Below are 21,596 nucleotides of genomic sequence, written 5' to 3'. Positions count from 1 at the left end.
TGGCCACGCGCTATGACAAACGCGCCTACATCTTCCTCGGCACCGTCACCCTGGCCGCCCTGGCTATCTGGCTCCGGACCTGATCTAAGAAACAGCTCCTAGGCGATGATCGGGTTGCGTTCGGGGGCCGGGCCCGGCGCGCCCTCGCGCGGCGGCAACCACAACACGAACGTGGCCCCCTGCCCGACCCTGGAGAACACCGCCACCCGCCCGCCGTGCGACTCCACGATCTGCCGGACGATGGCCAGTCCGAGACCCGTGTGCCGGTCGCGGCGGCTGGCCTCGCCGCGCCAGAACCGGTCGAACACCCGCTCCTGCTCCGCCGCGGCGAGCCCGGGGCCGTCGTCCCTGACCGCGACCCACAACCAGCCGCCCGACCGCCCGGCCTCGACCCGGACGAAACCACCCGGCGGGGTCAGGCGGACCGCGTTGGACAGCAGGTTCGCCACGGCCCGGCGCAGGGCGTCCTGGTCGCCGGTCATCTCCAGGTCCCGGCCCAGGCCGCGGGTGATCGTCAGGCCGCGGGCGGCGGCCAGCGCCGCGTACTCCTCGCACGCCTCCCGCGCCACCCTGCTCAGGTCGAGGTCGGTGTCGGCGAACGCGGTCGCCTGCCGCCGGGCGCTGGCCAGCAGGTCCTCCACGAGCCTGGTCATGCGGGTGGTCGCCCGGTCCACGATCTGCACGGCCCTGGCCCGCTCCTCCTCGCTGGCCTCGGGCGAGGCGAGCACGGCGTCCACGTTCGCCCGGATGATCGTCAGGGGGCTGCGCAGCTCGTGCGAGGCGTCGTCGATGAGCCGCCGCTGCGCGCTGAACGCCTCCTCCAGCCGGTCGAGCATGGTGTCGATGGTGTCGGCCAGGTCCTTGAGCTCGTCGGGCGAGCCGGCCAGCCTGATCCGCCGGGTCAGGTCGGTCGCCTGGATCTCCTCGGCCGTACGCGTGATCGACCGCACCGGACGCAGCACCCGGCCGGACAGCACCCACCCGATGCCCAGGGACGCCAGGTAGAGCCCCGCCAGCGTGGCCAGCGAGAAGTCGCGCAGCGTGGCCAGCGTCCTGATGTTGACCTCGTTCTCGACCTCCTCGATGAAGACGACCTCCTGCTTGCCCACGTACTGGTTGTCGCGGTACGCCTTGGCGTACTCGGTCGAGTACGGGCGTTCCTCGGTGGTCTTGGAGACGGCGAAGTAGATGCCGCCCAGCACCAGCGCGGCCAGCACGAACAGCAGCCCGGAGTAGAGCACGGTGAGCCGGAAGCGGATCGTGTGGATCATGTCGGCTCCTTGAGCCGGTAGCCGCGGCTGATCACCGTCTCGATCAGGCCGTCCTCCTGGAGCTTGCGGCGCAGGTTGCCGACCGTGACCCGGACGGTGTTGGTGAACGGGTCGGCGTGCTCGTCCCAGACGTGTTCGAGCAGTTCCTCGGAGGAGACGACATGGCCGGGACGGGTCATCAGGTAGTGCAGCACCCCGTACTCCTTGGGCGTCAGGGCCAGGGAGCGGCCGTCGAGGGAGACCTCCATGCGGGCGGTGTCGATGCGCAGGCCGCCCACCTCCAGCACGGCGGTGCCGCCGGTGTCCCTGCGCAGCAGCGCCCGGACCCTGGCCAGCAGCTCGGGGAAGGCGAACGGCTTGACCAGGTAGTCGTCGGCGCCCTCGTCGAGGCCGCGTACCCGGTCGTCCAGGCGGTCGCGGGCGGTCACCATGATGATCCGCACCCCGCGCCCGGCGGCCCGTACGGACCGGCAGAGCTGGAAGCCGTCGCCGCCCGGCAGGTTCAGGTCGAGCAGGACCAGGTCGTAGGTGTTGACCTCCAGCTTCTCGTGCGCCGACGGCGCGTCGTAGGCCACGTCCACCGCGTAGCCCGCCCGGGTCAGACCCACCCGTAACGCGTCGACCAGGTCTTCCTCGTCCTCGACCACCAGCAGTCGCATGATCTTGACCCTAATTTCGGATGACGCGTTCCGCCATGGGGGCGACGTGGCCGATCGGGCGGCGCTCCCGCCGAGGTGAACTACAGCAAGCGTGCGCGAAAGCCAACATAACTGCTGTCTTTACACGATTTTTCGGTGTTAGTCGTTAAATCTTTCGAGCATGACGCCCTTCCAGCGATATTTGGCAGAAGAAGTGGCACTCGACCACGTAGAGGGCCTGATCTCGCGGCGCGAGGCACTGCGCCGTCTCGGCCTCCTCGGGCTCGCCCTCCCCGCCGCCACTGCTCTCCTCGCCGCCTGCGGCGCCACCCCCGACACCGACCCGGCGAGCATCCCGCCGGCGCCGACGGCCGCGGCGTCCGCCACGGCCTCCCCGGCCGGCCCGCCGCCGCTGCCCACGCGGGCGATCACGTTCCCCGGCCCGGACGGGACGAGGCTCCTGGGCGCCTGGGCGCCCGCCGCCGCCCCCAAGGGCGCGGTGCTGGTCATGCACGAGAACCGCGGGCTGACCGACCACATCCGCTCGATCGCCGGCCGGCTGGCCGCCGACGGCTACTCGGCCCTCGCGCCCGACCTGCTCTCCCACGCGGGCGGCACGGCCGCGTTCGCCGACACCGCGCAGGTCACGGCCACGCTGGGCGCGATCCCCCGCGAACGTTTCGTGGCCGACATGAAGGCGGCCGTCGGCGAGCTGGAGCGCAGGGCCGGGGGCGTCCGGCTTGGCATGATCGGGTTCTGTTTCGGGGGCGGGATGACCTGGCTGCTGTTGTCGTCCGGCGAGCCCCGGCTGGCCGCCGCCGCGCCGTTCTACGGCCCGCTGCCCGACGACGCCGACATGACCGGTACCGAGGCGGCCGTGCTGGCCATCTACGCCGAGCAGGACGACCGCGTCAACGCCACCCGGGAGGAGGCCGAGTCGGCGCTGGAGAAGGCCGGGCTCACCCACGAGCTGGTGACCGTGCCGGGCGTCGGCCACGCCTTCTTCAACGACACGGGCCCCCGCTACGACGCGCGGGCCGCCTCGCAGGCCTACGACTACGTGCTGAAGTGGTTCGGCCGCCACCTGGCCTGACGGGCACCGGCCCGGAAAAGCGGAACGCCGCCCGCGGTGGAAACCGGGGCGGCGTCGCCGTGATGGCGCCTGACGGTCAGTCGTTGAGGCTCTGACGCAGGTAGGAGTCGACCTGGTCGATGGAGATGCGCTGCTGGGCCATGCTGTCGCGCTCGCGGATCGTCACCGCGTGGTCCTCAAGGGTGTCGAAGTCGACGGTGATGCAGAACGGCGTGCCGATCTCGTCCTGGCGACGGTAGCGGCGGCCGATCGCGCCCGCGTCGTCGAACTCGACGTTCCACCGCCTGCGCAGCTGCGCGGCCAGGTCGCGGGCCTTCGGCGACAGGTCGGCGTTGCGCGACAACGGCAGCACAGCGGCCTTGACCGGCGCGAGCCGGTGGTCGAGCCGCAGCACCGTGCGCTTCTCCAGGACGCCCTTGGCGTTGGGCGCCTCGTCCTCGGTGTAGGCGTCGAGCAGGAAGGTCAGCGTGGCCCGGTCGACGCCGGCGGCCGGCTCGATGACGTAGGGGACGTAACGCTCACCGGTGTCCTGCTCGAAGAAGCTCAGGTCGACGCCGGACGCCTTGGAGTGGGCGGTCAGGTCGAAGTCGGTGCGGTTGGCGATGCCCTCCAGCTCGCCCCACTCCGAACCCTGGAAGTTGAAGCGGTACTCGACGTCGACGGTGCGCTTGGAGTAGTGGGACAACTTCTCCTGCGGGTGCTCGTAGAGGCGCAGGTTGTCCTTGTTGATGCCGAGGTCGGAGTACCAGCGGAAACGCTCGTCGATCCAGTACTGGTGCCATTCCTCGTCGGTGCCGGGCTTGACGAAGAACTCCATCTCCATCTGCTCGAACTCGCGCGTGCGGAAGATGAAGTTGCCCGGGGTGATCTCGTTGCGGAAGGACTTGCCGACCTGGCCGATGCCGAACGGGATCTTCTTGCGCGCCGACTGCTGCACGTTGAGGTAGTTGATGAAGATGCCCTGGGCGGTCTCGGGACGCAGGTAGGCCAGGCCCGACTCGTCCTCGACCGGGCCGAGGAAGGTCTTGAGCAGGCCGCTGAACTGCCTGGGGTCGGTGAAGGTGCCCTTGTTGCCGCAGTTGGGGCAGGTGATGTCGGCCAGGCCGTTCTCCGGCTCCTTGCCGTTCTTCTCCTCGTACGCCTCGACGAGGTGGTCGGCGCGGAAACGCTTGTGGCAGGACTGGCACTCGGTCAGCGGGTCGGAGAAGGTCTCGACGTGGCCGCTGGCCCGCCACACCTCGGGGGCCAGGATGACGCAGGAGTCGAGGCCCACCACGTCGTCGCGCGACTGGACCATCGACAGCCACCACTGCCGCTTGACGTTGTTCTTCAGCTCGACACCCAGAGGACCGTAGTCCCACGACGCGCGAAGTCCGCCGTAGATCTCGCTCGACGGGTAAACGAGCCCGCGGCGCTTGGCGAGGCTGACGATGGTGTCCATGACGTCGGTGCGTCGTGCCATTTTGGTTGCGTCTCTTTCCGGCTGGAGGTCGGCGAGTGAATTCGATGAGATCCCAGCTTAGGGGACGCTCACCCGGTCTCGCGCGCGACTGACGCTACGCACCCTCTTGCGTGTACACGTCCTCGTACGCGCTGGGTTCGTTGACCATGAGGATCATCAACGGGTACATGGCCATCCGGGCCGCCGACAGCGCCCTCCGGTAGAAGCCCGCGCCCTCCCATTCGCTGACCAGCGCCCACAGGTTGGGCTCGTCCACCGAACGGGCCAGCCGGCCGCGCTGGTATCCGGGTTGGGCGGCGAAGGTGTCGAGGATGGCGTGGCCCTGCTTGACGAAGTCCTGGGACTGCGACTCTGGCACGGTGTATCGGATCACGGCGAGCACCAGCCCAGCCTAGAGGTGTGCGCCCTGCTGTCACGCGAACTCCCTTAGGCTCTCGACGTGGCCTCCAAAAACAAGCGCCCGCTGCCCCAGGGCGAGCAGTTCTTCACGCCGGGCGCGAGCGGCCTGCGCAAGGCCGTCGAGCAGCGCAGCGCGGTCCCGATGACGTTCCTGTTCACGCAGGTGCCCAAGTGGGTGGCGCCCGCCGTGCTGGTGATCCTGCTGCTGGCCGGCTTCGCGCTGGCCAACTGGGTGGGCGGCGTGGCGGCGCTGGCGGTGCTGGTGTTCGTCGGGTGGCTGGCCTACCTGTCGTGGCCCTCGCTGGGCCTCGGGGGGCGGCTGCTGCGGGTGGCGATGCTGGTCTTCCTGGTGATCCTGGCGGCTGACCGGTTTGGTGCGTTCTAGTCCGGCCCGCCGGAGATTTTGACAATCATTTTCATTTTCCCCCATAATTGGGGGCGTGATGTCCCGTACGCCCCCAATGCGCGCCGTAACCCTCCTCGCCGGAGCAGCCCTGCTGGCCACGTCCGCCTGTGGCGCCGGCTCCGCGGAGAGCGCCGACGGCGGCAGGCCCGAGGTGATCGCCGCCTTCTACCCGCTCCAGTGGCTCACCGAGCAGGTGGCCGGGCCCGACGCGAACGTGACCGTCCTGACCGCGCCCGGCGTCGAGCCGCACGACCTGGAGCTGGGCCTTCAGCAGATGACCAAGCTCCAGGACGCGGCGCTCACGATCTACGTCAAGGGCGTGCAGCCGGCTGTGGACGACGCCGTCTCCGCCGACACCGCCTTCGACGCCGCCTCCGCCGTCACGACGATCCCGGCCGGCGGGCACGCCGGCGAGGAGGGGCACGACGAGCACGCGGTCTCCTACGACCCGCACATCTGGCTCGACCCCTCCCGCCTGGCCACGGTGGCCGGCAAGCTGGGCGAGCGCCTGGCCGCCGCCGACCCGGGCCACGCGCAGGCGTACAAGGATCGCGCCGCCGCGGCGGCGGGCGCGCTGGGCGGGCTCGACCAGGAGTTCACCAAGGGTCTGTCCACCTGCGCCAGCAAGACCCTGGTCACCGCGCACGAGGCGTTCGGCTACCTGGCCGACCGCTACAAGCTCAAGCAGGTGGGCATCACCCTCGACCCCGAGACCGAGCCGTCGCCGAAGCGCCTGTCGGAGGTGGCCGCGCTGGCCAGGTCCGAAGGCGTCACCACGATCTTCACCGAGTCCCTGGTCAGCCCGAAGGTGGCCGAGGTGCTGGCCGGCGAGGTCGGCGCGAAGACGGCCGTGCTCGACCCGCTGGAGAGCAAGCCCGCCGGCGACTACCTGTCGGCCATGCGCGATAACCTCAAGACCCTTCGAACAGCACTGAGGTGTACGGCATGAGCGAGACGGCCTTCGCGATGACCGGCGGCCGGGTCAGCTTCGACGGCCGCCAGATCCTGCGCGGCGTCGACCTGACCGTCCGCCCCGGCGAGGTCGTGGCCCTCCTCGGCGCCAACGGCTCGGGCAAGTCCACCCTGGTCCGCGCGCTGCTCGGCCTCACGCCGCTGTCCGGCGGCCAGACCCTCCTGTACGGCTCCCCGCCCGCCAGGTTCCGCGACTGGTGGCGCATCGGCTACGTGCCCCAGCGCCTCCAGGTCGGCGGCGGCGTGCCCGCCACGGTCCGCGAGGTCGTCGCCTCGGGCCGCGTCGCCCGGCAGAGCCGGCTGCGCAGGACCAGCGCGGCCGACCGCGCGGCGGTCTCCGCGGCCCTCGACGCCGTCGACCTGACCGGCCGGGCCGGCGATCCCGTGCAGTCGCTCTCGGGCGGCCAGCAGCAGCGGGTGCTCATCGCCCGCGCCCTGGCCGGGGAGCCCGACACGTACGTGATGGACGAGCCCACCGCGGGCGTCGACGCCGAGACCCAGCAGCTCCTGGCCGACACGCTGGGCGGCCTGGTCCGTGAGGGCAAGACGATCGTCCTGGTCGCCCACGAGCTGGGCCCGATGGAGCCGCTGATCACCCGCGGCGTGGTGGTCCGCGAGGGCCGCGTCGCGCACGACGGCAGGCCGCCGCGGCCCGAGGGCGAGTGCGCCAGGCCAGGACACGAGCACCAGCATCCGCACGCCGCGGAGACGGCCGCCGCCCCGCTGACGGGCTGGCAGGGGGAACCACGATGATCGAGCTTCTGCAGGAGAACCTCTTCCAGCTCGCGCTGATCGCCGCGCTGCTGGTGGGGCTGTGCGCGCCCGCGGTGGGCACGTTCATCGTGCAGCGCAGGCTGTCGCTGCTCGGCGACGGCATCGGGCACGTCGCGCTGACCGGCGTGGCGCTCGGCTTCCTGACCGGCACGGCGCCGGTGCTGACGGCGGTGATCGTCTCGGTGCTGGGCGCGGTGGCGATCGAGCTGGTCAGGGCCCGGGGCAGGACCAGCGGCGACGTGGCGCTCGCCCTGCTGTTCTACGGCGGCATCGCGGGCGGCGTCATGCTCATGGGCATCGCCCCCGGCGGCAGCAACGCCAAGCTGAACTCCTACCTGTTCGGCGCCATCGCCAGCGTCACCCAGCAGGACATCTGGATCATCGGCGCGCTGGCCGCGGCGGTGATCGGCGTGGTCGTCGTCTTCGGCAGGGAGTTGTTCGTGCTCTGCCAGGACGAGGAGATGGCCAGGGCCAGCGGCCTGCCGGTGCGTTTCCTCAGCCTGCTGATCGCGGTCACCGCCGCGCTCACCGTCGTCATCGCCATGCGCGTGGTCGGCCTGCTGCTGGTCAGCGCCCTGATGGTGATCCCGGTGGCCACGAGCCAGCAGCTCACCAGGGGGTTCCGGGCCACGATGGGGCTGGCGATGTTGTTCGGCGTGCTCGCCTCGGTGGGCGGCCTGCTGGCCTCGACGATGTCGGCACGGGTGCCTCCGGGCGCGGCGATCGTGCTTCTTGCCCTCGCCGGCTTCGTCCTGGCCCTAGGTGTCGGTAAATTCGTACGGCGAGGCCGCATCCAGGAGTCCCCGGTGAGCCCGCGACCACGAGTCCGTGTCGAGGAGGCCGCATGACGACGAGGCGTGACGCCGTGCACGACACCCTGCGCCACAGCAAGGGTTTCCGCAGCGCCCAGGACGTCTACGCCGAGATGCGCCTGCACGGCGCCAAGATCGGCCTGACCACCGTCTACCGGGCGCTCCAGGCGCTGGCCGACTGCGGCCAGGTCGACGTGCTGCGCACGGACGAGGGAGAGTCGGTCTACCGCGCGTGCGCCAGCGACGACCATCACCACCACCTGGTCTGCCGCCGCTGCGGCCACACGGTCGAGGTGGCCGGGCCGGCCGTCGAGCGCTGGGCCGAGGCAATCGGCAGCGAGCACGGCTTCACCGGGATCACTCACACGGTCGAGGTCTTCGGCACCTGCTCGTCCTGCTCGGCGCCGGCCCGCGTGGGCTGAGCGCCGCGGGAGCCGTACAACACGCCGAGCACGACCGCGGCGCACCCGGCGAACTGCAGCGCAGAGGGCCGCTCCCCCAGGGTGAGCGCGGAGATCGCGACGGTGACCACCGGCTGCACGAGCAGCAGCAGCGACGTGAGCGCCGCGGGCTGCCTGGGCAGCGAGTACGTGATCAGCAGCCACCCCACCACCTGCGGTCCCAGCGCGAGCAGCAGCAGCCACCCGTGCGCCGGCCATTCCGGCGCCAGGTCGGCGCCGCCGAACAGCGGGCTGAGCGCCGCGATCAGCACGGTGGCCACGACGGTCGCGTGCGCCAGCGGCCCGGCCGTACGCCCCGGTCCCGCCTTCAGGAGCAGCAGGTACGCCGCGTACACCACCGAGGTGACCAGCCCGGTGACCGCGCCCATGACGGGATCGAGCCCGTACGCCGAGCCGTCGAACACCCCTGAGATCAGCACGACCCCGCCGAAGACGATCGGCGTGCCGGCCATGAGCCGGTTCGAGGGCCGCTCGCGGAACAGGCCCCAGGCGGCGAAGGCCACGATGAACACCTGGAGGTTGCCCAGCACGGTCGCCAGGCCCGCGCCGACCAGCTTGATCGACTGGTGCCAGAAGAGCAGGTCGAGCGAGAACAGCGCGCCGGCGGCCCAGGCCAGCAGCGCGCCCTTGAGCGGCAGGGGCCCCAGCTTCCGGCGTTCGAGCCAGGCCAGCACGAGCATGGGCGGCACCGCGTACGCGCAGCGGAACAACGCCGACGTCGCGGGCGACACCCCCGACAGACGTACGAGGGGACCGGAGGTGGAGATGATCAGTGCTCCGGCGATCGCGATCAGGACGATACGCCGATATGCACTCATGGAAACCCCCCGAGCGCCATGGGAGAGATACGCTGCGACCACGCTAGAACCGGCCCCGACAGGAGTCAACATGCCGTTTGGCCATGACATGGTGCATTCTTTGGCCACCGTTGTCGACCTGGTCAACACCTCTCCGTCCACCGGCGGCGGCGACGACCTGGCCAGCCTGGCCGAGCTGCAGACCTTCGTGGAGTCCCGGCAGGTCAGCGGTGTCGGCGCGCTGACGGCCCGCGACCTCGGCCAGGTCCGGATGGTGCGCGAGGCGTTCCACCGGGTGTTCACCGCCTCCGACGTGGCGAGCGCCGTGCGCACCCTCAACGCGCTGCTCGCGGAGACGCGCATCACGCCCAGGCTGACCGAGCACGACGGCCACCCGCTGCACGTCCACTACTTCGCCAACGACGCCTCGCTGGCCGAGCACGTGGCCGCCGACTGCGGCGTGGCGCTGGCGCACCTGCTGGTGGAGGGCGAGATGGAACGCCTGCGCACGTGCTCGGCCCCCGACTGCGACCGCGTGTTCGTGGACGAGTCCCGCAACCGTTCGCGGGTCTACTGCGACAGCCGTACCTGCGGAAACCGCATGCACGTCGCCGCCTACCGGGCCCGCCGCCGCGCCTGACCCGTCGCGGGCCCCGTAAAGCGGACCGCCCGCCCCCCAGGTCACCGGGGGCGGGCGGCAGGTACGCCCGATTCAGGGCGCTTCGCTGGATGTCTGCCACCACGGTGGTTTGGCGGTGGCGAAGACGTCGGAGCAGTTGCACGAGCCGCAACCTGGGAGCATCGGCCCTCCTTCAAGACGTAGGGGCAACGGGTTGTACCCGCCTTCACCCGCTCTCAGCCTGACCGGCATGCCAGTGTTCCCCATCCCGGCGGCAAGCCAAGGACCCTCAGCAGGCGTCGCGGCGGCGTAGCGCGAGCAGCCCGCCGGCGGTCAGCACGGCCGTCAGCGCGAGCAGCGCCAGCACCGGCACCGTCCCGAACGCCTGCCCCGCCAGGATGTTCGGCAGGTAGTGGAACGGCTCGAACGGGGTGCCGCCCCACACCCCGTAGAAGGGGGCGACGACCTGGCCGAGCAGGGCGGTCAGGATCCAGGCGGCCCAGCAGAGCGGCACGCTCGCCCGGGGCAGCAGCCCGTACGCCGCCAGGCAGACCGCGCCGACGCACCACGCCGCCGGGGCCTGGCTCAGCGCGGCGGCCAGGAAACGCGGCGCGGTGCCGGTGAAGTCGCCGAGGAGCGCCCCGTACACGGCGCTGAAGACGAGGGCGGTGAGCGCCAGCAGCGCCGCCGTGCCGAGGGCGGCCACGACCAGATGCCCGGCCGCCCAGCGGACCCTGGTCAGGGGCGTGGCCTGCACGGCCTCCGCGCGGCCCGAGATCTCCTCCGTCCGCAGCCGCACGATCATCAGCACCGGGTAGAGCGCGACGCAGTAGGCGAGGATCAGCAGGTAGTACCACATGTACCCGTCGAGGGCGGCCTCCGGGGAGACGCCGAGCAGGGTCGTGATGTTCGTGACCACGACACTCGGGCGGGCCAGGACGTCCTTGGCCAGCGGGCCCATCGCGCCGCCCACCGCCGCGAAGGCCGCCGTTCCGGCCGCCCACTTCAGCAGCAGGCCGCGGTGCAGCCGCCAGGCCAGGCTGACCGGGCCGCGCAGCCCGGGGGCCGACTCCCTGCCCGGCCGTTCGGGCAGCAGCCCCGAGCCGAGGTCGCGGCGGCCGGCCAGCGTGTACGCCACCGCGCACAACGCCCCCGCGACCAGCGCGGACACCCCCAGCAGCCACCACCGCTCGTCCTTGTAGGCGTCCACCATGTGGCTCCAGCCGAGCGGTGACAGGGCCTTGAGCCAGTGCCGGCCGCTCGCGTCGGCGGTGTAGCGCAGCACGTAGGCCAGGCCGAGCGCGTACAGGCCGATGACCGTGGCGGTACGGGCCTCGCGGGCCAGTTGCGCGGCCACGGCGGCGATGCCCGCGAACACCCAGCCGGCCACCACGACGGCGGCGCCGTACGCGAGCGTGCCGGCGGGTTCGAGGCCGGCGGCGAGCAGGGCGGCGGCGACCAGCGCGCCGCCGGCCAGGCTGGTCGTCCCGGCCACCAGCAGGGCCGCGCCGAGCGGCGCGCGGCGGCCCACCACGCCCGCGCGCAGCAGCTCGGTCCGGCCCGCGTCCTCCTCCCTGCGGGTGTGCCTGACGACGGTCATCAGGGCGGCGAACGCGTTGATCACGTAGAGGAAGCCGCCGCTGCGCCAGGTCGCCAGCACCTCCAGGCGCGGCTCGACGTACCCGCCGCCGAGCGCCTGGAAGAAGGCGTAGCGCCGGACGACCTCGGTGTAGGCGAGCTTCAGCTCGTAGGTGGCCATGTTCCGGTTGATGTAGGCGACCATCGCCAGGGCGAGGGCCACGAGCAGCAGGAGCCACCAGGGGGCGACCGCCCGCTCGCGGCGCAGCGCCAGGCGGACGAGCACGCCGGTGCCGGGGCTCATCGCACGGCCTCCGCCCGCCGCCCGCCGCCCGTGCCCTCGTAGTGGCGCAGGAACAGCTCCTCCAGCGTCGGGGGGCGGCTGTCGAGGGTGCGCACGCCCGCCTCGGCCAGGCCGCGCAGCGCCGCGCCGAGCGCGCCCGCGTCCACGTCGAACCGCACCCGGCCGCCCTCGGCGCGCAGGTCGTGCACGCCGGGCAGCGCGGCCAGCCCTTCGGCGGGCCGGTCGAGCTCAGCATGGACGGTGGTACGGGTCAGGTGGCGCAGTTCGGCCAGGGTGCCGCTCTCGACCGCGCGGCCGTCGCGGATGATCGTCACCCGGTCGCACAGCGCCTCGACCTCGGACAGGATGTGGCTGGACAGCAGCACCGTACGGTCGCCGCGCCGCCGTTCCTCCCTGACGACCTCGCGGAAGGTCTCCTCCATGAGCGGGTCGAGCCCCGAGGTCGGCTCGTCGAGCAGCAGCAGCTCGGCGTCGGAGGCGAGCGCCGCGACCAGGGCGACCTTCTGCCTGTTGCCCTTGGAGTAGGCCCGGCCCTTCTTGCGCGGGTCGAGGTCGAACCGGTCGAGCAGGTCCTTCCTGCGCCCGCGGTCGAGGCCGCCGCGCAGCCGTCCGAGCAGGTCGATCACCTCGCCGCCCGACAGGTCGGGCCACAGTGTGACGTCGCCCGGCACGTACGCCAGGCGGCGGTGGAGCTCGGCGGCCTCGTGCCAGGGGTCGCCGCCGAGCAGGCGGGCGCTGCCCGCGTCGGCCCGTACGAGGCCGAGCAGGATCCGGATCGTGGTGCTCTTGCCCGCGCCGTTGGGACCGAGGAAGCCGTGCACCTCGCCGGTGCGTACGTCCAGGTCGAGGCCGTTCAGGGCCCGGGTCCGGCCGTACGTCTTGACGAGTCCGGCCACCGAGATGGCGTCGCTCATGATCTGCCTCATGACTGTTCGCTTGTACAGTTGACTACCCAAACGAGTAGCAGACTATATCCGCGTATAGTCGTCGTCCAGTGCGGCAGCTCAGCAGGGGTGGACCCGGGGTTTCCTTAGGCGCCGGGGACCTGGTTGGGGATCGCGCCGCCGTAGCGCCGGTCGCGCTTGGCGTAGATCTCGCAGCCCTCCCACAGGTCGCGGCGGTCGAAGTCGGGCCAGAGCCGGTCGAGGAAGACCATCTCGGCGTAGGCCGACTGCCACAACAGGAAGTTGGAGAAACGCTGCTCGCCGGAGGAGCGCAGGAACAGGTCGACCGGCGGGATCTCCGGCTCGTCGAGGTAGCGGGCGAACACCTTCTCGGTCACCTTGGACGGCTTGACCCGCCCGGCCGCGATGTCGGCCGCCAGCTTGACCGCCGCGTCGACGATCTCGGCCTGCCCGCCGTAGTTGACGCAGAACTGCAACGTCAGCTTGCTGTTGCCGACCGTCATCCGCTCGGCGTCCTGCAACTCGGAGATCACGCTCTTCCACAGCCGCCCGGGACGGCCCGCCCAGCGCACCCGTACGCCCATCGCGTTGAGCTCGTCGCGCCGCCGCCTGATGACGTCGCGGTTGAAGCCCATGAGGAAGCGCACCTCGTCGGGCGAGCGCTTCCAGTTCTCCGTGGAGAAGGCGTAGGCGCTCAGGTAGGGGATGCCCAGCTCGATGGCCCCCTCGATGACGTCGAACAGCGATGACTCGCCCGCCTTGTGACCTTCGGTGCGCGGCAGGCCGCGCGCCTTGGCCCAGCGGCCGTTGCCGTCCATGACGATGGCGACGTGCCGGGGCACGAGGTCACGCGGGATCGGCGGCGGGGTCGCGCCTGACGGATGAGGGGTCGGAGGCCGGACGTTCACGCATGCTCCCTTTCGACGTGTCGCAGAGAGCGTATTCCGTGTTCGAGATGCCATTGCAGATATGCGGCGACCAGACCGCTGCACTCGCTGCGATGGCGTGACTCCGAGGCGTCGGCGGTGGTCCAGTCGCCGCGCAGCAGCGCCGTCATGAGCCCGATCGTCTCCCCCGCCGGCACGGCCGCGCCCGCCGGGCGGCACGCCCCGCACACCACGCCGCCCGCGACGATGGCGAAGGCCCTGATCGCGGGGGCCTGGCACTTGGCGCACGCCTCCAGCGCGGGCGCGTATCCCGCCACCGCCAGCGAACGCAGGAAGTAGGCGTCGAGCACCAGCCTGGCCTCGTGGGCGCGCTCGGACAGCGTGCGCAGCCCGCCGACCAGCAGCAGGAACTGCCGCAGCGCCGGCTCCTTCTCGCCCTGGGTCAGCCGGTCGGCCGTCTCCAGCATGGCGCTGCCCGCGGTGTAGCGGGGATAGTCGACGGCCAGGGCCTCGCCGTAGGGGCGGATGGTCTCCGCCTGGGTGATCACGTCGAGCGTACGGCCGGTGTGCAGCTGGAGGTCGACGTGCGTGAACGGCTCCAGCCGCGCGCCGAAGCGTGACTTGGTGCGGCGCACGCCTCTGGCCACCGCCCGGATCTTGCCGGTGCGCTTGGCCAGAACGGTGACGATGCGGTCGGCCTCACCGAGTTTTTGCGTCCGCAGGACGACGCCTTCGTCGCGGTAGAGACTCACTTGCCCATCTTACGGCCGCACCCGCGGCTTGTTCCGGGCATGCTCTAGTGACGCGACTTTGCCCTGCCGTCACTAGACTTTGACGTCTGTCCCCGCATCACCCGTTGTTCAACCCCCCGCTACTGCCTCGAAAGGGAGTCATGACCCGCGTGGTCCTGCTGGGCTCTTCGCCCGGCCCCGACACCTCTCCGACCGGCCTGAGGCTGGCCGCGCTGCCCGGCAATCCCACCGTGGCCGAGCGGCTGCGAGGCCAGCTCGCTTCCTATGATCCGCGCCCCGCCACGATCGAGACCGGCGACGTGGCCGCCGCCCTGCGCGCCCTGGCCGACGTCGCTGATTCGGCAACGGAGAGCCTCCTCATCCTCCCCCAGAACTCGGTCGTCCACGACGAGCTGATCTACCAGATCACCAAGGCCAAGCGCGGCGCGCTGGCGCTCGTGGCCAAGGAGCCGCGGCTGGAGGTGGCCGAGGAGGCGCAGGAGGACACCGTACCGATCGACGAGGCCGAGCCGGAGATCGGCTACGGCCGCCTCGAAGGGCTGCCGGTCCGGACGCGCGCCGGCAAGTCGCGCGTCGTGTCGGTCGGCACCGCCAACCACGCGGTGACCAGGCCCAACGCGGTGTTGCTCGGCCCGCTGCACATCAGTGTCCGCAACGCCCCCGTGCTCGCGCAGACCTGCCGCGAGCTGGCCCGCATGGCCGACCGCTTCGGCAAGGACGACGACCTCGTCCAGCTCGTCGTGTTCGGCCTGGTGCGCAACGGCGTGTCGGTCGGCATCCGCGGCCGGCGCGACCTGTTCTACCGCCGGGTGACCACCCAGGAGGAGGTCAACGAGGCCGGGGCCGAGATGGCCGGCATGAACGAGGACCGCGCCCGGCTCAACAACGCGGTCAAGGGCGCCGACGGCTTCTTCACCACGTACTTCGTCTCCACCTACTCGCGTTTCATCGCCCGCTGGGCGGCCCGGCGCGGGCTGACGCCCAACCAGGTGACGCTGATCTCGATCACGCTCGGCGTGGCCGCCGCCGCCTGCTTCGCCACCGGCGACCGGCCGTGGATGATCGCCGGCGGGCTGCTGATCTACTTCGCCTTCGTGTTCGACTGCGTCGACGGACAGGTCGCCCGGTACGCCCGAAAATTCGGCGTGCTCGGAGCCTGGCTCGACGCCACCTTCGACCGCTTCAAGGAATACGTGGTCTTCGCCGGCCTGGCCGTCGGCTGGGTCGTCTCGGGCAACGGCGACGACATCTGGATCCTGGCGCTGGCCGCGATCGGGCTGCAGTCCATTCGCCACCTGCTCGACTTCTCCTTCGGCATCTCCAACCGGCGCAAGCCGCCCGCGCAGCTCCCCACGCTCCCGCTCGACGCCCCCGACGACAGTGACCTGCGCAAGGCTCTGGAGCGGCGCAAGGTGGAGCGCAGCCAGGGCCTGCGCGGTGTGCTCAAGATGTGGACCAGGGCGGGCAAGTTCCGCGCGGTCCACTGGGCGCGGAAGATGATCGTGTTCCCCATCGGCGAGCGGTTCGCGGCCATCGCGATCACCGCCGCCCTCTTCGACGCCCGGATCACGTTCCTCACCCTCGTGATCTGGGGCTCCGTCGCCGCCGCCTACACCCTCACCGGACGCCTCATGAGGTCGCTCGTATGATCACTCAACCGCAGGCCATGGCCACCCCCACGCCGGATCCCGACGAGGAACGCCGCCGCATCCAGACCGCCCGCCTGCTCGCCTACCGCGACGACGGCCCGCTCGTGCACGCCCTGTCGGGCAAGCTGGGCAAGGGCCTCCCGCCCGTCCCCGCCACGCTCGTGGCGCTGCTCGCCGTCATCGCCGTCACCGTCGTCGGGCTGCCCGACAAGGGGCCGCTGCTGCTCCTGCCGGTGGCCATCACGCTGCTGCTCGTGCTGCCGACCGCGCCGCGCGACCACCTGAGCCGCTTCGACTGGCTCACCCCGCCGCTGCTGCGCGGCACCGAGTTCCTCGCCATGATCGCGATCGGCCTGGCCGCCGGCGCGCCGAAGTGGCTGCTGTTCGTGCTGGTCTACGTGGTGGGCTACCACACCTACGACACCGTCTACCGTACGCGGCAGAGCATCTGGCCGCCCGCGTGGGTGTTCCACGCGGGGCTCGGCTGGGAGCTGCGCCTGCTGCTCATCGGTGCCGGCGCGGCGCTGGGCTGGCTGACGCCGGTGCTCGCGGTGCTGACGGCGTACCTGTTCGTGTTGTTCGCCGTGGAGAGCGTGACGAGCTGGGTGCGCCTGGACAAGGCCTCCGCTCAGGCCGGCGCCGACGCCGAGCAGGACCTCGAGGCCTCGCCCGAGGACGCGCTCGAACAGGCCACCGGCGAGGCGGAGAAGGGCTGAGCGGCCACCTCCCCCTCCGGACACGACGGCGGTCACGGGCTCCCGACAGGGACGCCGGTGACCGCCGTTTCGCGTCCGGCCGCCGGGAGGTCCCGGCGTGGACACGGAGCACCCCCCGTCGCCCGCTCCGGAGCGCGCTCTCCCGTATTGACAACAGGTAAACCGCGTGTTTACGTCACGTCAAGAGAGCGCTCTCTCATTCGTCTCCACACCCCCCATGGAGCAGGGATGACAACACAGATCCGGCACAGGCGCCGCCTGCTGGCCGTGGCCGTGGTGCTCGTGGCACTCACCGGGCTGCTCGTCAAGGTGGCCGTCAGCGCCTCGGCGTCCGTGCCGCCCACGCCGTCCGGCTGGTCGCTGGTCTGGTCCGACGACTTCAACGGCTCGGCAGGGACACCGCCCTCGTCCGCCGAGTGGATCACCGACACCGGGCACGGCTACCCCGGCGGGCCGGGCAACTGGGGCACCGGCGAGGTCCAGAACTACACCTCCAGCACCTCCAACGTCAGCCTCGACGGCTCCGGCAACCTGCGCATCACGCCCCTGCGCAGCGGCTCGGGCGAGTGGACCTCGGCCCGCGTCGAGACCAGGCGGGCCGACTTCAAGCCGGCCGCCGGGCGCGTCCTGCGGATCGAGGGCAGGATCCAGATGCCGGACGTGACCGGTCAGGCCGCCCTCGGCTACTGGCCGGCGTTCTGGGCGCTCGGGGCGCCGTACCGGGGGAACTACTGGAACTGGCCGGGCATCGGCGAGTTCGACATCATGGAGAACGTCAACGGCATCAACTCGGTGTGGGGCGTGCTCCACTGCGGCGTCAACCCCGGCGGCCCCTGCAACGAGACCACCGGCCTCGGCGCGAGCCGGGCCTGCCCCGGCTCGGCCTGCCAGTCGGCCTTCCACACCTACCGCTTCGAGTGGGACCGCGCCGCCACCCCCAACCAACTGCGCTGGTACGTCGACGGCCAGCAGTTCCACAGCGTGAGCCAGGGCCAGCTCGACGCCGCCACCTGGGATGCCATGACCGGGCACGGCGGCTACTTCCTGCTGCTCAACCTGGCCATGGGCGGCGCCTTCCCCAACGCCCTGGCCGGTACGGGCACGCCGACGGCGGCGACCGTCCCCGGGCATCCGCTGCTGGTGGACTACGTGGCCGTCTGGCAGAGCGGCACCGGCCCGACCCCCACCGCGACCCCCACTGTGACCCCGACCGTCCCGGGCGGCGTGGACGCGCGCTCCACCATCCAGGCCGAGCGCTACCAGGCCCAGTCGGGCACCATCGTCGAGACCACCACCGACACCGGCGGCGGCCAGAACGTCGGCGCCATCGCCAACGGCGACTGGCTGCGCTACGACGGGGTGAACTTCGGGTCCGAGCCCGCCCGCCAGTTCAAGGCCAGGGTGGCCTCGGGAGCGGCGGCCGGGGTGAGCGGGCTGGTGCAGGTACGGCTGGACAGCCCGTCCGCCGCGCCCATCGGCGACTTCGCCCTCGCCGGCACCGGCGGCTGGCAGAGCTGGCGTACGGTCCCGGCCAACATCAGCGGGGTGACCGGCACGCACACCGTCTACCTGACCTTCAGCAGCGGCCAGCCCGCCGACTTCGTCAACGTCAACTGGTTCACCTTCTCGACAACCTGACGGCAGGGGGAATCGCGTCCGGTCTCCGGCCCGGGTCCCGCCTTCGATGGTGATCGCGGGAAATGGGGAACAATGAGGCGGTGCGCGAATTGCCGGTGATCGACATCTCCCCGCTGCTCGGCGACACCACGGGCCCCGCACGGCAGGCCGCCGCCGCCGCGATCGGCGCGGCCTGCTGTGACAACGGGTTCTTCTACGTCCGCGGCCACGGCGTGCCTCAGGACCTCCTCGACCGGCTCGACGCGGCCGCCCGGCGCTTCTTCGCGCTGCCCGAGGAGGTCAAGGACGAGATCTCCATGGACCGGGGCGGCCCGGCCTGGCGCGGCTTCTTCCCGGTCGGCGGCGAGCTGACCTCGGGCCGGCCGGACCTGAAGGAGGGCGTCTACTTCGGCGCCGAGCAACCGCCCGGCCCGCTGCCGCTGCACGGCCCCAACCTGTTCCCCGCCCAGGTGCCCGAGCTACGGGAGGCCGTGCTCGCCTACCTGGACACGATGACGGAGGTCGCCCAGGCGGTCATGTCGGGGGTGGCGCTGAGCCTGGGGCTGGACGAGGGCTACTTCCGCACCGGCTACACCGCCGACCCGACCGTCCTGTTCCGGATCTTCCACTACCCGCCCGCCCCGCCGGACGACGACGACACCTGGGGCGTGGGCGAGCACACCGACTACGGCCTGCTCACCCTCCTCCTCCAGGACTCCAACGGCGGGCTCCAGGTCCGGACGGCGGACGGCTGGATCGACGCGCCGCCGCTGGCGGGCACGTTCGTCTGCAACATCGGCGACATGCTCGACAAGCTCACCGGCGGCCGCTACCGCTCGACCCCCCACCGCGTACGCAACCGCAGCGGCAACGAGCGCCTGAGCTACCCGTTCTTCTTCGACCCCGGCTGGGACAGCGAGGTGCCGCCGCTCCCCTACGCCGCCGGCGAGCGGTGGGACGGCCAGGTGGACTTCACCGGCACCTACGGCGCGTACCTGCTGTCGAAGGTGTCCAAGGTCTTCCCGCGCCTGTTCGAGCGGCAGATCTAGGCCGACTCGCGAACCACCAGGCGGGTGGGCAGGACGACCGGCGCGGTGCTGCGGCCCTCCAGCCGCGACAGCAGCAGCCGCGCGAGGGCCAGCGCCTGCTCGGCGACGGGCAGCCGTACGGTGGTGAGGGCGGGGGTGGTGGCCGAGGCGGCGTCGATGTCGCCGAAGCCCACGATCGCCAGGTCGTCGGGCACCCGCCGGCCGGCGGCGCGGGCGGCCCGCAGGGCCCCGATCGCCATCTGGTCGCCGGCCGCGAAGATCGCGTCCAGGTCGGGGCTGTCGCCGAGGAGCTGGCCGGCCGCCGCCGTGCCGGAGGCGCGGGTGAGGTCGCCGATCGCCAGGCGGGGCCGCAACCCGGCGCGTTCGAGGGCCGCGCGGTGGCCGGCGAGGCGGTCCTGCGTGGCGACCAGGTCCATCGGGCCGCAGATCATGCCGATGCGGCGGCGGCCCGTGGCGAGCAGGTGCTCGGTGGCCGCCGCGGCGCCCGCCACGTTGTCGGCCTCCACGTACGGCACCAGCGAGCTGACCGGCGGCCGGCCCAGCAGCACGAGGGGCACGCCGGTGCGCGAGAGGTGTTCGGCCAGCGTGTCGCCCCGTTCGGGCGGCAGCAGGACGACGCCGTCCACCAGCCGCGCCTCGGCGTGCCGGACGATGCGGCGGTGGCTCTCGGCGGTGTCGGCGAGCATGAGCGTGATCTGCTTGCCCGCGCCCTCCAGCAGGCTCGTGACGTACTGGACGACGGCCGGGAGCAGCGGGTCGGCGGCGTTCCTGGGGACCGACAACACCAGTGCGACGGTGTCGGTGCGCCGGGTGACCAGGCTGCGGGCGGCGGCGTTGGGCACGTACCCGAGCTCCTTGACGGCCTGGAGCACCGAAGCGCGCACCTCGGGGCTGACCGACGTCTCGCCGTTGACGACGCGGGAGACGGTGGCCCTGGAGACCCGGGCGCGGGCGGCCACGGTCTCCAGGGTGGGCCGCTTCGGCGGGACCTCGGTCAGGCCGTTGCGCCTGATCACGTCCCGATACCACAGCGCGCTGTCCTTGGGACGCCTGCGCTGGGTCTCGAAGTCGACGTGCACGAGGCCGAACTTGCGCCGGTGGCCGTCGGCCCATTCGAGATTGTCGAGCAGCGTCCAGACGAGATATCCGCGAACGTTCGCGCCTTCCTGGATCGAGGTGCGCAGGGCCCGCAGGTGTTCCTCGATGAATTGCACGCGGTCCACGTCGTGAATGCCGTCGGGGGTGACCGTGTCGACGAAGTCGGCGCCGTTCTCGGTGAGCATGAGTTCGAGGCCGGGATATTCGCGGGTGAGCCGCCTGAGCAGCAGCGAGAGGGCGTTCGGGACGATCGGCCAGCCCATCGCGGTGACCGCCGTCGGAATGGTGCTGAAAAGCACGCCGGCGCTTCCCGGAAAAGCCGGGTCGGCCGCTTCGCCGGGCTGGGCCTGGACGACGGCGGGCGTGTAGTAATTGACGCCGAGCAGGTCGAGCGGCTGGGCGACGACGGCCAGGTCGCCGTCGTGGACGTGCCCGAGACCCGCGTGCTCCTCGATGACCGGCAGCAGGTCGGCGGGGTAGGCCCCGCGCAGCAGCGGGTCGAGGAACTGCCGGTGGACGAGGGCGTCGATCCTGGCCACGGCCTCGGCGTCCTCCTCCGACAGCGGCCGGTCGAAGTCGCCGACCTGGGCGGGCGTCAGGACGGGCGAGAAGTTGAGCACGGCCCCCACCTCGGCGGCCCCGGCGGCGCGCAGGGCCTGGGCGCCCATGCCGTGGGCGAGCAGCAGGTGGTGGGCGCTCCTGAACGCGTCGGCGGCCGACCTGCGGCCCGGCGCGTGCACCCCCGAGCCGTGGCCGACGAAGGCCGCCACCCACGGCTCGTTGACGGTGAACCAGGTGCGGACCCGGTCGCCGAGCCGGGCGGCGACGATCGCGGCGTAGTCGGCGAACCGGCGGGCGGTGTCGCGGGCGGGCCATCCGCCGCGTACCTCCAGGGCCTGCGGAAGATCCCAGTGATAAAGGGTCGCATAAGGCGTGATGCCCGCTTCGAGTAAGGCGTCGACCAGCCGCTCGTAGAAGTCGAGCCCGGCCGCGTTGACCTTTCCCGCGCCTTCGGGAAGAATTCGCGGCCAGCTTACCGAGAACCGGTACGCGGCCATTCCCAGGTCTTTCATCAGCCGTACGTCGTCGCGATATCGGTGGTAATGGTCGCAGGCGTCGGCGGGCACTCCCGCGAAGTCATCCCAAATGGACGGCCCACGTCCGTCGGCGGACGTACCCCCTTCGATCTGGAAGGCCGACGTCGAGGCTCCCCAGACGAAACCCTCGGGAAAACGTGCGATATTCATGTGGCGGCAATCCTCCGGCAGTGGACCGAACGCCCAGTCTCCCGCGCGGCGCTCGTCGCGCGCCAGCCTGGCCAGGCGGTATACAGAGCC

General features: G+C 71.6%; 21 protein-coding genes. 11 read left to right on the top strand and 10 right to left on the bottom strand.

Annotated features, from left to right (window positions below):
* Positions 1-98 precede the first annotated feature (98 nt).
* Both IEZ27_RS34025 and IEZ27_RS34020 read right to left on the bottom strand, forming a co-directional pair.
* The gene (locus IEZ27_RS34025; protein ID WP_189650998.1) at positions 99-1,271 is read right to left on the bottom strand and encodes a HAMP domain-containing sensor histidine kinase; all 1,173 of its coding nucleotides are present in this window, start codon (positions 1,269-1,271) and stop codon (positions 99-101) included.
* Positions 1,268-1,930 carry a response regulator transcription factor gene (locus tag IEZ27_RS34020; RefSeq protein ID WP_185844581.1) on the bottom strand — a complete coding sequence of 221 codons (663 nt, stop codon included), beginning with the start codon at positions 1,928-1,930 and terminating at the stop codon, positions 1,268-1,270. Before IEZ27_RS34020 ends, IEZ27_RS34025 begins: the two co-directional genes overlap by 4 nt.
* A 160-nt stretch (positions 1,931-2,090) precedes the next feature.
* On the opposite strand from IEZ27_RS34020, the gene IEZ27_RS34015 reads away from it, so the two are divergent.
* Positions 2,091-3,002, top strand: coding sequence for a dienelactone hydrolase family protein (locus IEZ27_RS34015; protein WP_189650997.1), 912 nt, complete (start codon positions 2,091-2,093; stop codon positions 3,000-3,002).
* A gap of 76 nt (positions 3,003-3,078) precedes the next feature.
* Here the strand turns inward: IEZ27_RS34015 and IEZ27_RS34010 are convergent, their stop codons facing one another.
* Together IEZ27_RS34010 and IEZ27_RS34005 are read right to left on the bottom strand one after the other, a co-directional pair.
* A complete protein-coding gene (locus IEZ27_RS34010; RefSeq protein ID WP_185844582.1) occupies positions 3,079-4,464 on the bottom strand; it encodes a glycine--tRNA ligase in 1,386 nt (461 codons plus the stop codon).
* 94 nt (positions 4,465-4,558) lie between these two features.
* Positions 4,559-4,846 (bottom strand): antibiotic biosynthesis monooxygenase family protein, encoded by a 288-nt coding sequence (locus IEZ27_RS34005; protein WP_125633268.1) that lies wholly within the window; start codon positions 4,844-4,846, stop codon positions 4,559-4,561.
* A gap of 57 nt (positions 4,847-4,903) precedes the next feature.
* On the opposite strand from IEZ27_RS34005, the gene IEZ27_RS34000 reads away from it, so the two are divergent.
* From IEZ27_RS34000 to IEZ27_RS33980, 5 genes are read left to right on the top strand one after another with little or no spacing between them, the layout of a single operon-like run.
* The gene (locus IEZ27_RS34000; protein ID WP_189650996.1) at positions 4,904-5,248 is read left to right on the top strand and encodes a DUF6703 family protein; all 345 of its coding nucleotides are present in this window, start codon (positions 4,904-4,906) and stop codon (positions 5,246-5,248) included.
* A gap of 58 nt (positions 5,249-5,306) precedes the next feature.
* Positions 5,307-6,218: a metal ABC transporter substrate-binding protein gene (locus tag IEZ27_RS33995; RefSeq protein ID WP_229824596.1), complete on the top strand. Its 912-nt coding sequence runs from the start codon at positions 5,307-5,309 to the stop codon at positions 6,216-6,218.
* On the top strand, positions 6,215-6,994 hold the full coding sequence (locus IEZ27_RS33990; RefSeq protein WP_125633272.1) for a metal ABC transporter ATP-binding protein: 780 nt from the start codon (positions 6,215-6,217) through the stop codon (positions 6,992-6,994). The genes IEZ27_RS33995 and IEZ27_RS33990 overlap by 4 nt, the downstream gene beginning before the upstream one ends.
* Positions 6,991-7,863, top strand: a complete 873-nt coding sequence (locus tag IEZ27_RS33985) for a metal ABC transporter permease (RefSeq protein WP_189650995.1) — start codon at positions 6,991-6,993, stop codon at positions 7,861-7,863. The genes IEZ27_RS33990 and IEZ27_RS33985 overlap by 4 nt, the downstream gene beginning before the upstream one ends.
* Positions 7,860-8,249: a Fur family transcriptional regulator gene (locus IEZ27_RS33980; protein WP_125633277.1), complete on the top strand. Its 390-nt coding sequence runs from the start codon at positions 7,860-7,862 to the stop codon at positions 8,247-8,249. Before IEZ27_RS33985 ends, IEZ27_RS33980 begins: the two co-directional genes overlap by 4 nt.
* Here the strand turns inward: IEZ27_RS33980 and IEZ27_RS33975 are convergent.
* A complete protein-coding gene (locus tag IEZ27_RS33975) occupies positions 8,189-9,106 on the bottom strand; it encodes a DMT family transporter (RefSeq protein ID WP_189650994.1) in 918 nt (305 codons plus the stop codon). The two genes, IEZ27_RS33980 and IEZ27_RS33975, sit on opposite strands and share 61 nt — an antisense overlap.
* Positions 9,107-9,197: 91 nt before the next feature.
* Here IEZ27_RS33975 and IEZ27_RS33970 point away from each other — a divergent pair, with 91 nt between their 5' ends.
* Positions 9,198-9,725 (top strand): CGNR zinc finger domain-containing protein, encoded by a 528-nt coding sequence (locus IEZ27_RS33970; RefSeq protein ID WP_308427321.1) that lies wholly within the window; start codon positions 9,198-9,200, stop codon positions 9,723-9,725.
* 268 nt (positions 9,726-9,993) lie between these two features.
* Here IEZ27_RS33970 and IEZ27_RS33965 read toward each other — a convergent pair whose 3' ends face one another.
* The 4 genes from IEZ27_RS33965 to recO form a co-directional block, all read right to left on the bottom strand.
* Positions 9,994-11,586, bottom strand: coding sequence for an ABC transporter permease (locus IEZ27_RS33965; RefSeq protein WP_189650992.1), 1,593 nt, complete (start codon positions 11,584-11,586; stop codon positions 9,994-9,996).
* Entirely contained in the window at positions 11,583-12,500 is a 918-nt protein-coding gene (locus IEZ27_RS33960) for an ABC transporter ATP-binding protein (protein WP_189650991.1), read from the bottom strand. Before IEZ27_RS33960 ends, IEZ27_RS33965 begins: the two co-directional genes overlap by 4 nt.
* Positions 12,501-12,616: 116 nt before the next feature.
* Positions 12,617-13,399: an isoprenyl transferase gene (locus tag IEZ27_RS33955; protein ID WP_125633287.1), complete on the bottom strand. Its 783-nt coding sequence runs from the start codon at positions 13,397-13,399 to the stop codon at positions 12,617-12,619.
* Positions 13,396-14,130 (bottom strand): DNA repair protein RecO, encoded by a 735-nt coding sequence (recO, locus tag IEZ27_RS33950; RefSeq protein ID WP_189650990.1) that lies wholly within the window; start codon positions 14,128-14,130, stop codon positions 13,396-13,398. The genes IEZ27_RS33955 and recO overlap by 4 nt, the downstream gene beginning before the upstream one ends.
* Before the next feature lie 140 nt (positions 14,131-14,270).
* Here recO and IEZ27_RS55105 point away from each other — a divergent pair, with 140 nt between their 5' ends.
* The 4 genes from IEZ27_RS55105 to IEZ27_RS33930 all read left to right on the top strand — a co-directional run bounded on the left by IEZ27_RS55105 (position 14,271) and on the right by IEZ27_RS33930 (position 19,161).
* Complete coding sequence (locus tag IEZ27_RS55105) at positions 14,271-15,779, top strand: CDP-alcohol phosphatidyltransferase family protein (RefSeq protein WP_189650989.1); 1,509 nt, start codon at positions 14,271-14,273, stop codon at positions 15,777-15,779.
* Entirely contained in the window at positions 15,776-16,495 is a 720-nt protein-coding gene (locus IEZ27_RS55100) for a DUF5941 domain-containing protein (RefSeq protein ID WP_125633293.1), read from the top strand. Before IEZ27_RS55105 ends, IEZ27_RS55100 begins: the two co-directional genes overlap by 4 nt.
* Before the next feature lie 228 nt (positions 16,496-16,723).
* Positions 16,724-18,133 (top strand): glycoside hydrolase family 16 protein, encoded by a 1,410-nt coding sequence (locus IEZ27_RS33935; protein ID WP_189650988.1) that lies wholly within the window; start codon positions 16,724-16,726, stop codon positions 18,131-18,133.
* An 80-nt stretch (positions 18,134-18,213) separates the two neighbouring features.
* On the top strand, positions 18,214-19,161 hold the full coding sequence (locus tag IEZ27_RS33930; RefSeq protein WP_229824589.1) for an isopenicillin N synthase family dioxygenase: 948 nt from the start codon (positions 18,214-18,216) through the stop codon (positions 19,159-19,161).
* On the opposite strand, the gene IEZ27_RS55355 is transcribed toward IEZ27_RS33930, so the two are convergent.
* Complete coding sequence (locus IEZ27_RS55355) at positions 19,158-21,506, bottom strand: GH1 family beta-glucosidase (RefSeq protein WP_189650986.1); 2,349 nt, start codon at positions 21,504-21,506, stop codon at positions 19,158-19,160. The two genes, IEZ27_RS33930 and IEZ27_RS55355, sit on opposite strands and share 4 nt — an antisense overlap.
* Positions 21,507-21,596: the final 90 nt, after the last annotated feature.

The sequence above is a fragment of the Nonomuraea spiralis genome (assembly GCF_014648435.1).
GTDB classification, from domain to species: domain Bacteria; phylum Actinomycetota; class Actinomycetes; order Streptosporangiales; family Streptosporangiaceae; genus Nonomuraea; species Nonomuraea spiralis.
Note: the sequence above shows the minus strand (reverse complement) of the source record. Positions and strands in the feature narration are given on the sequence as shown.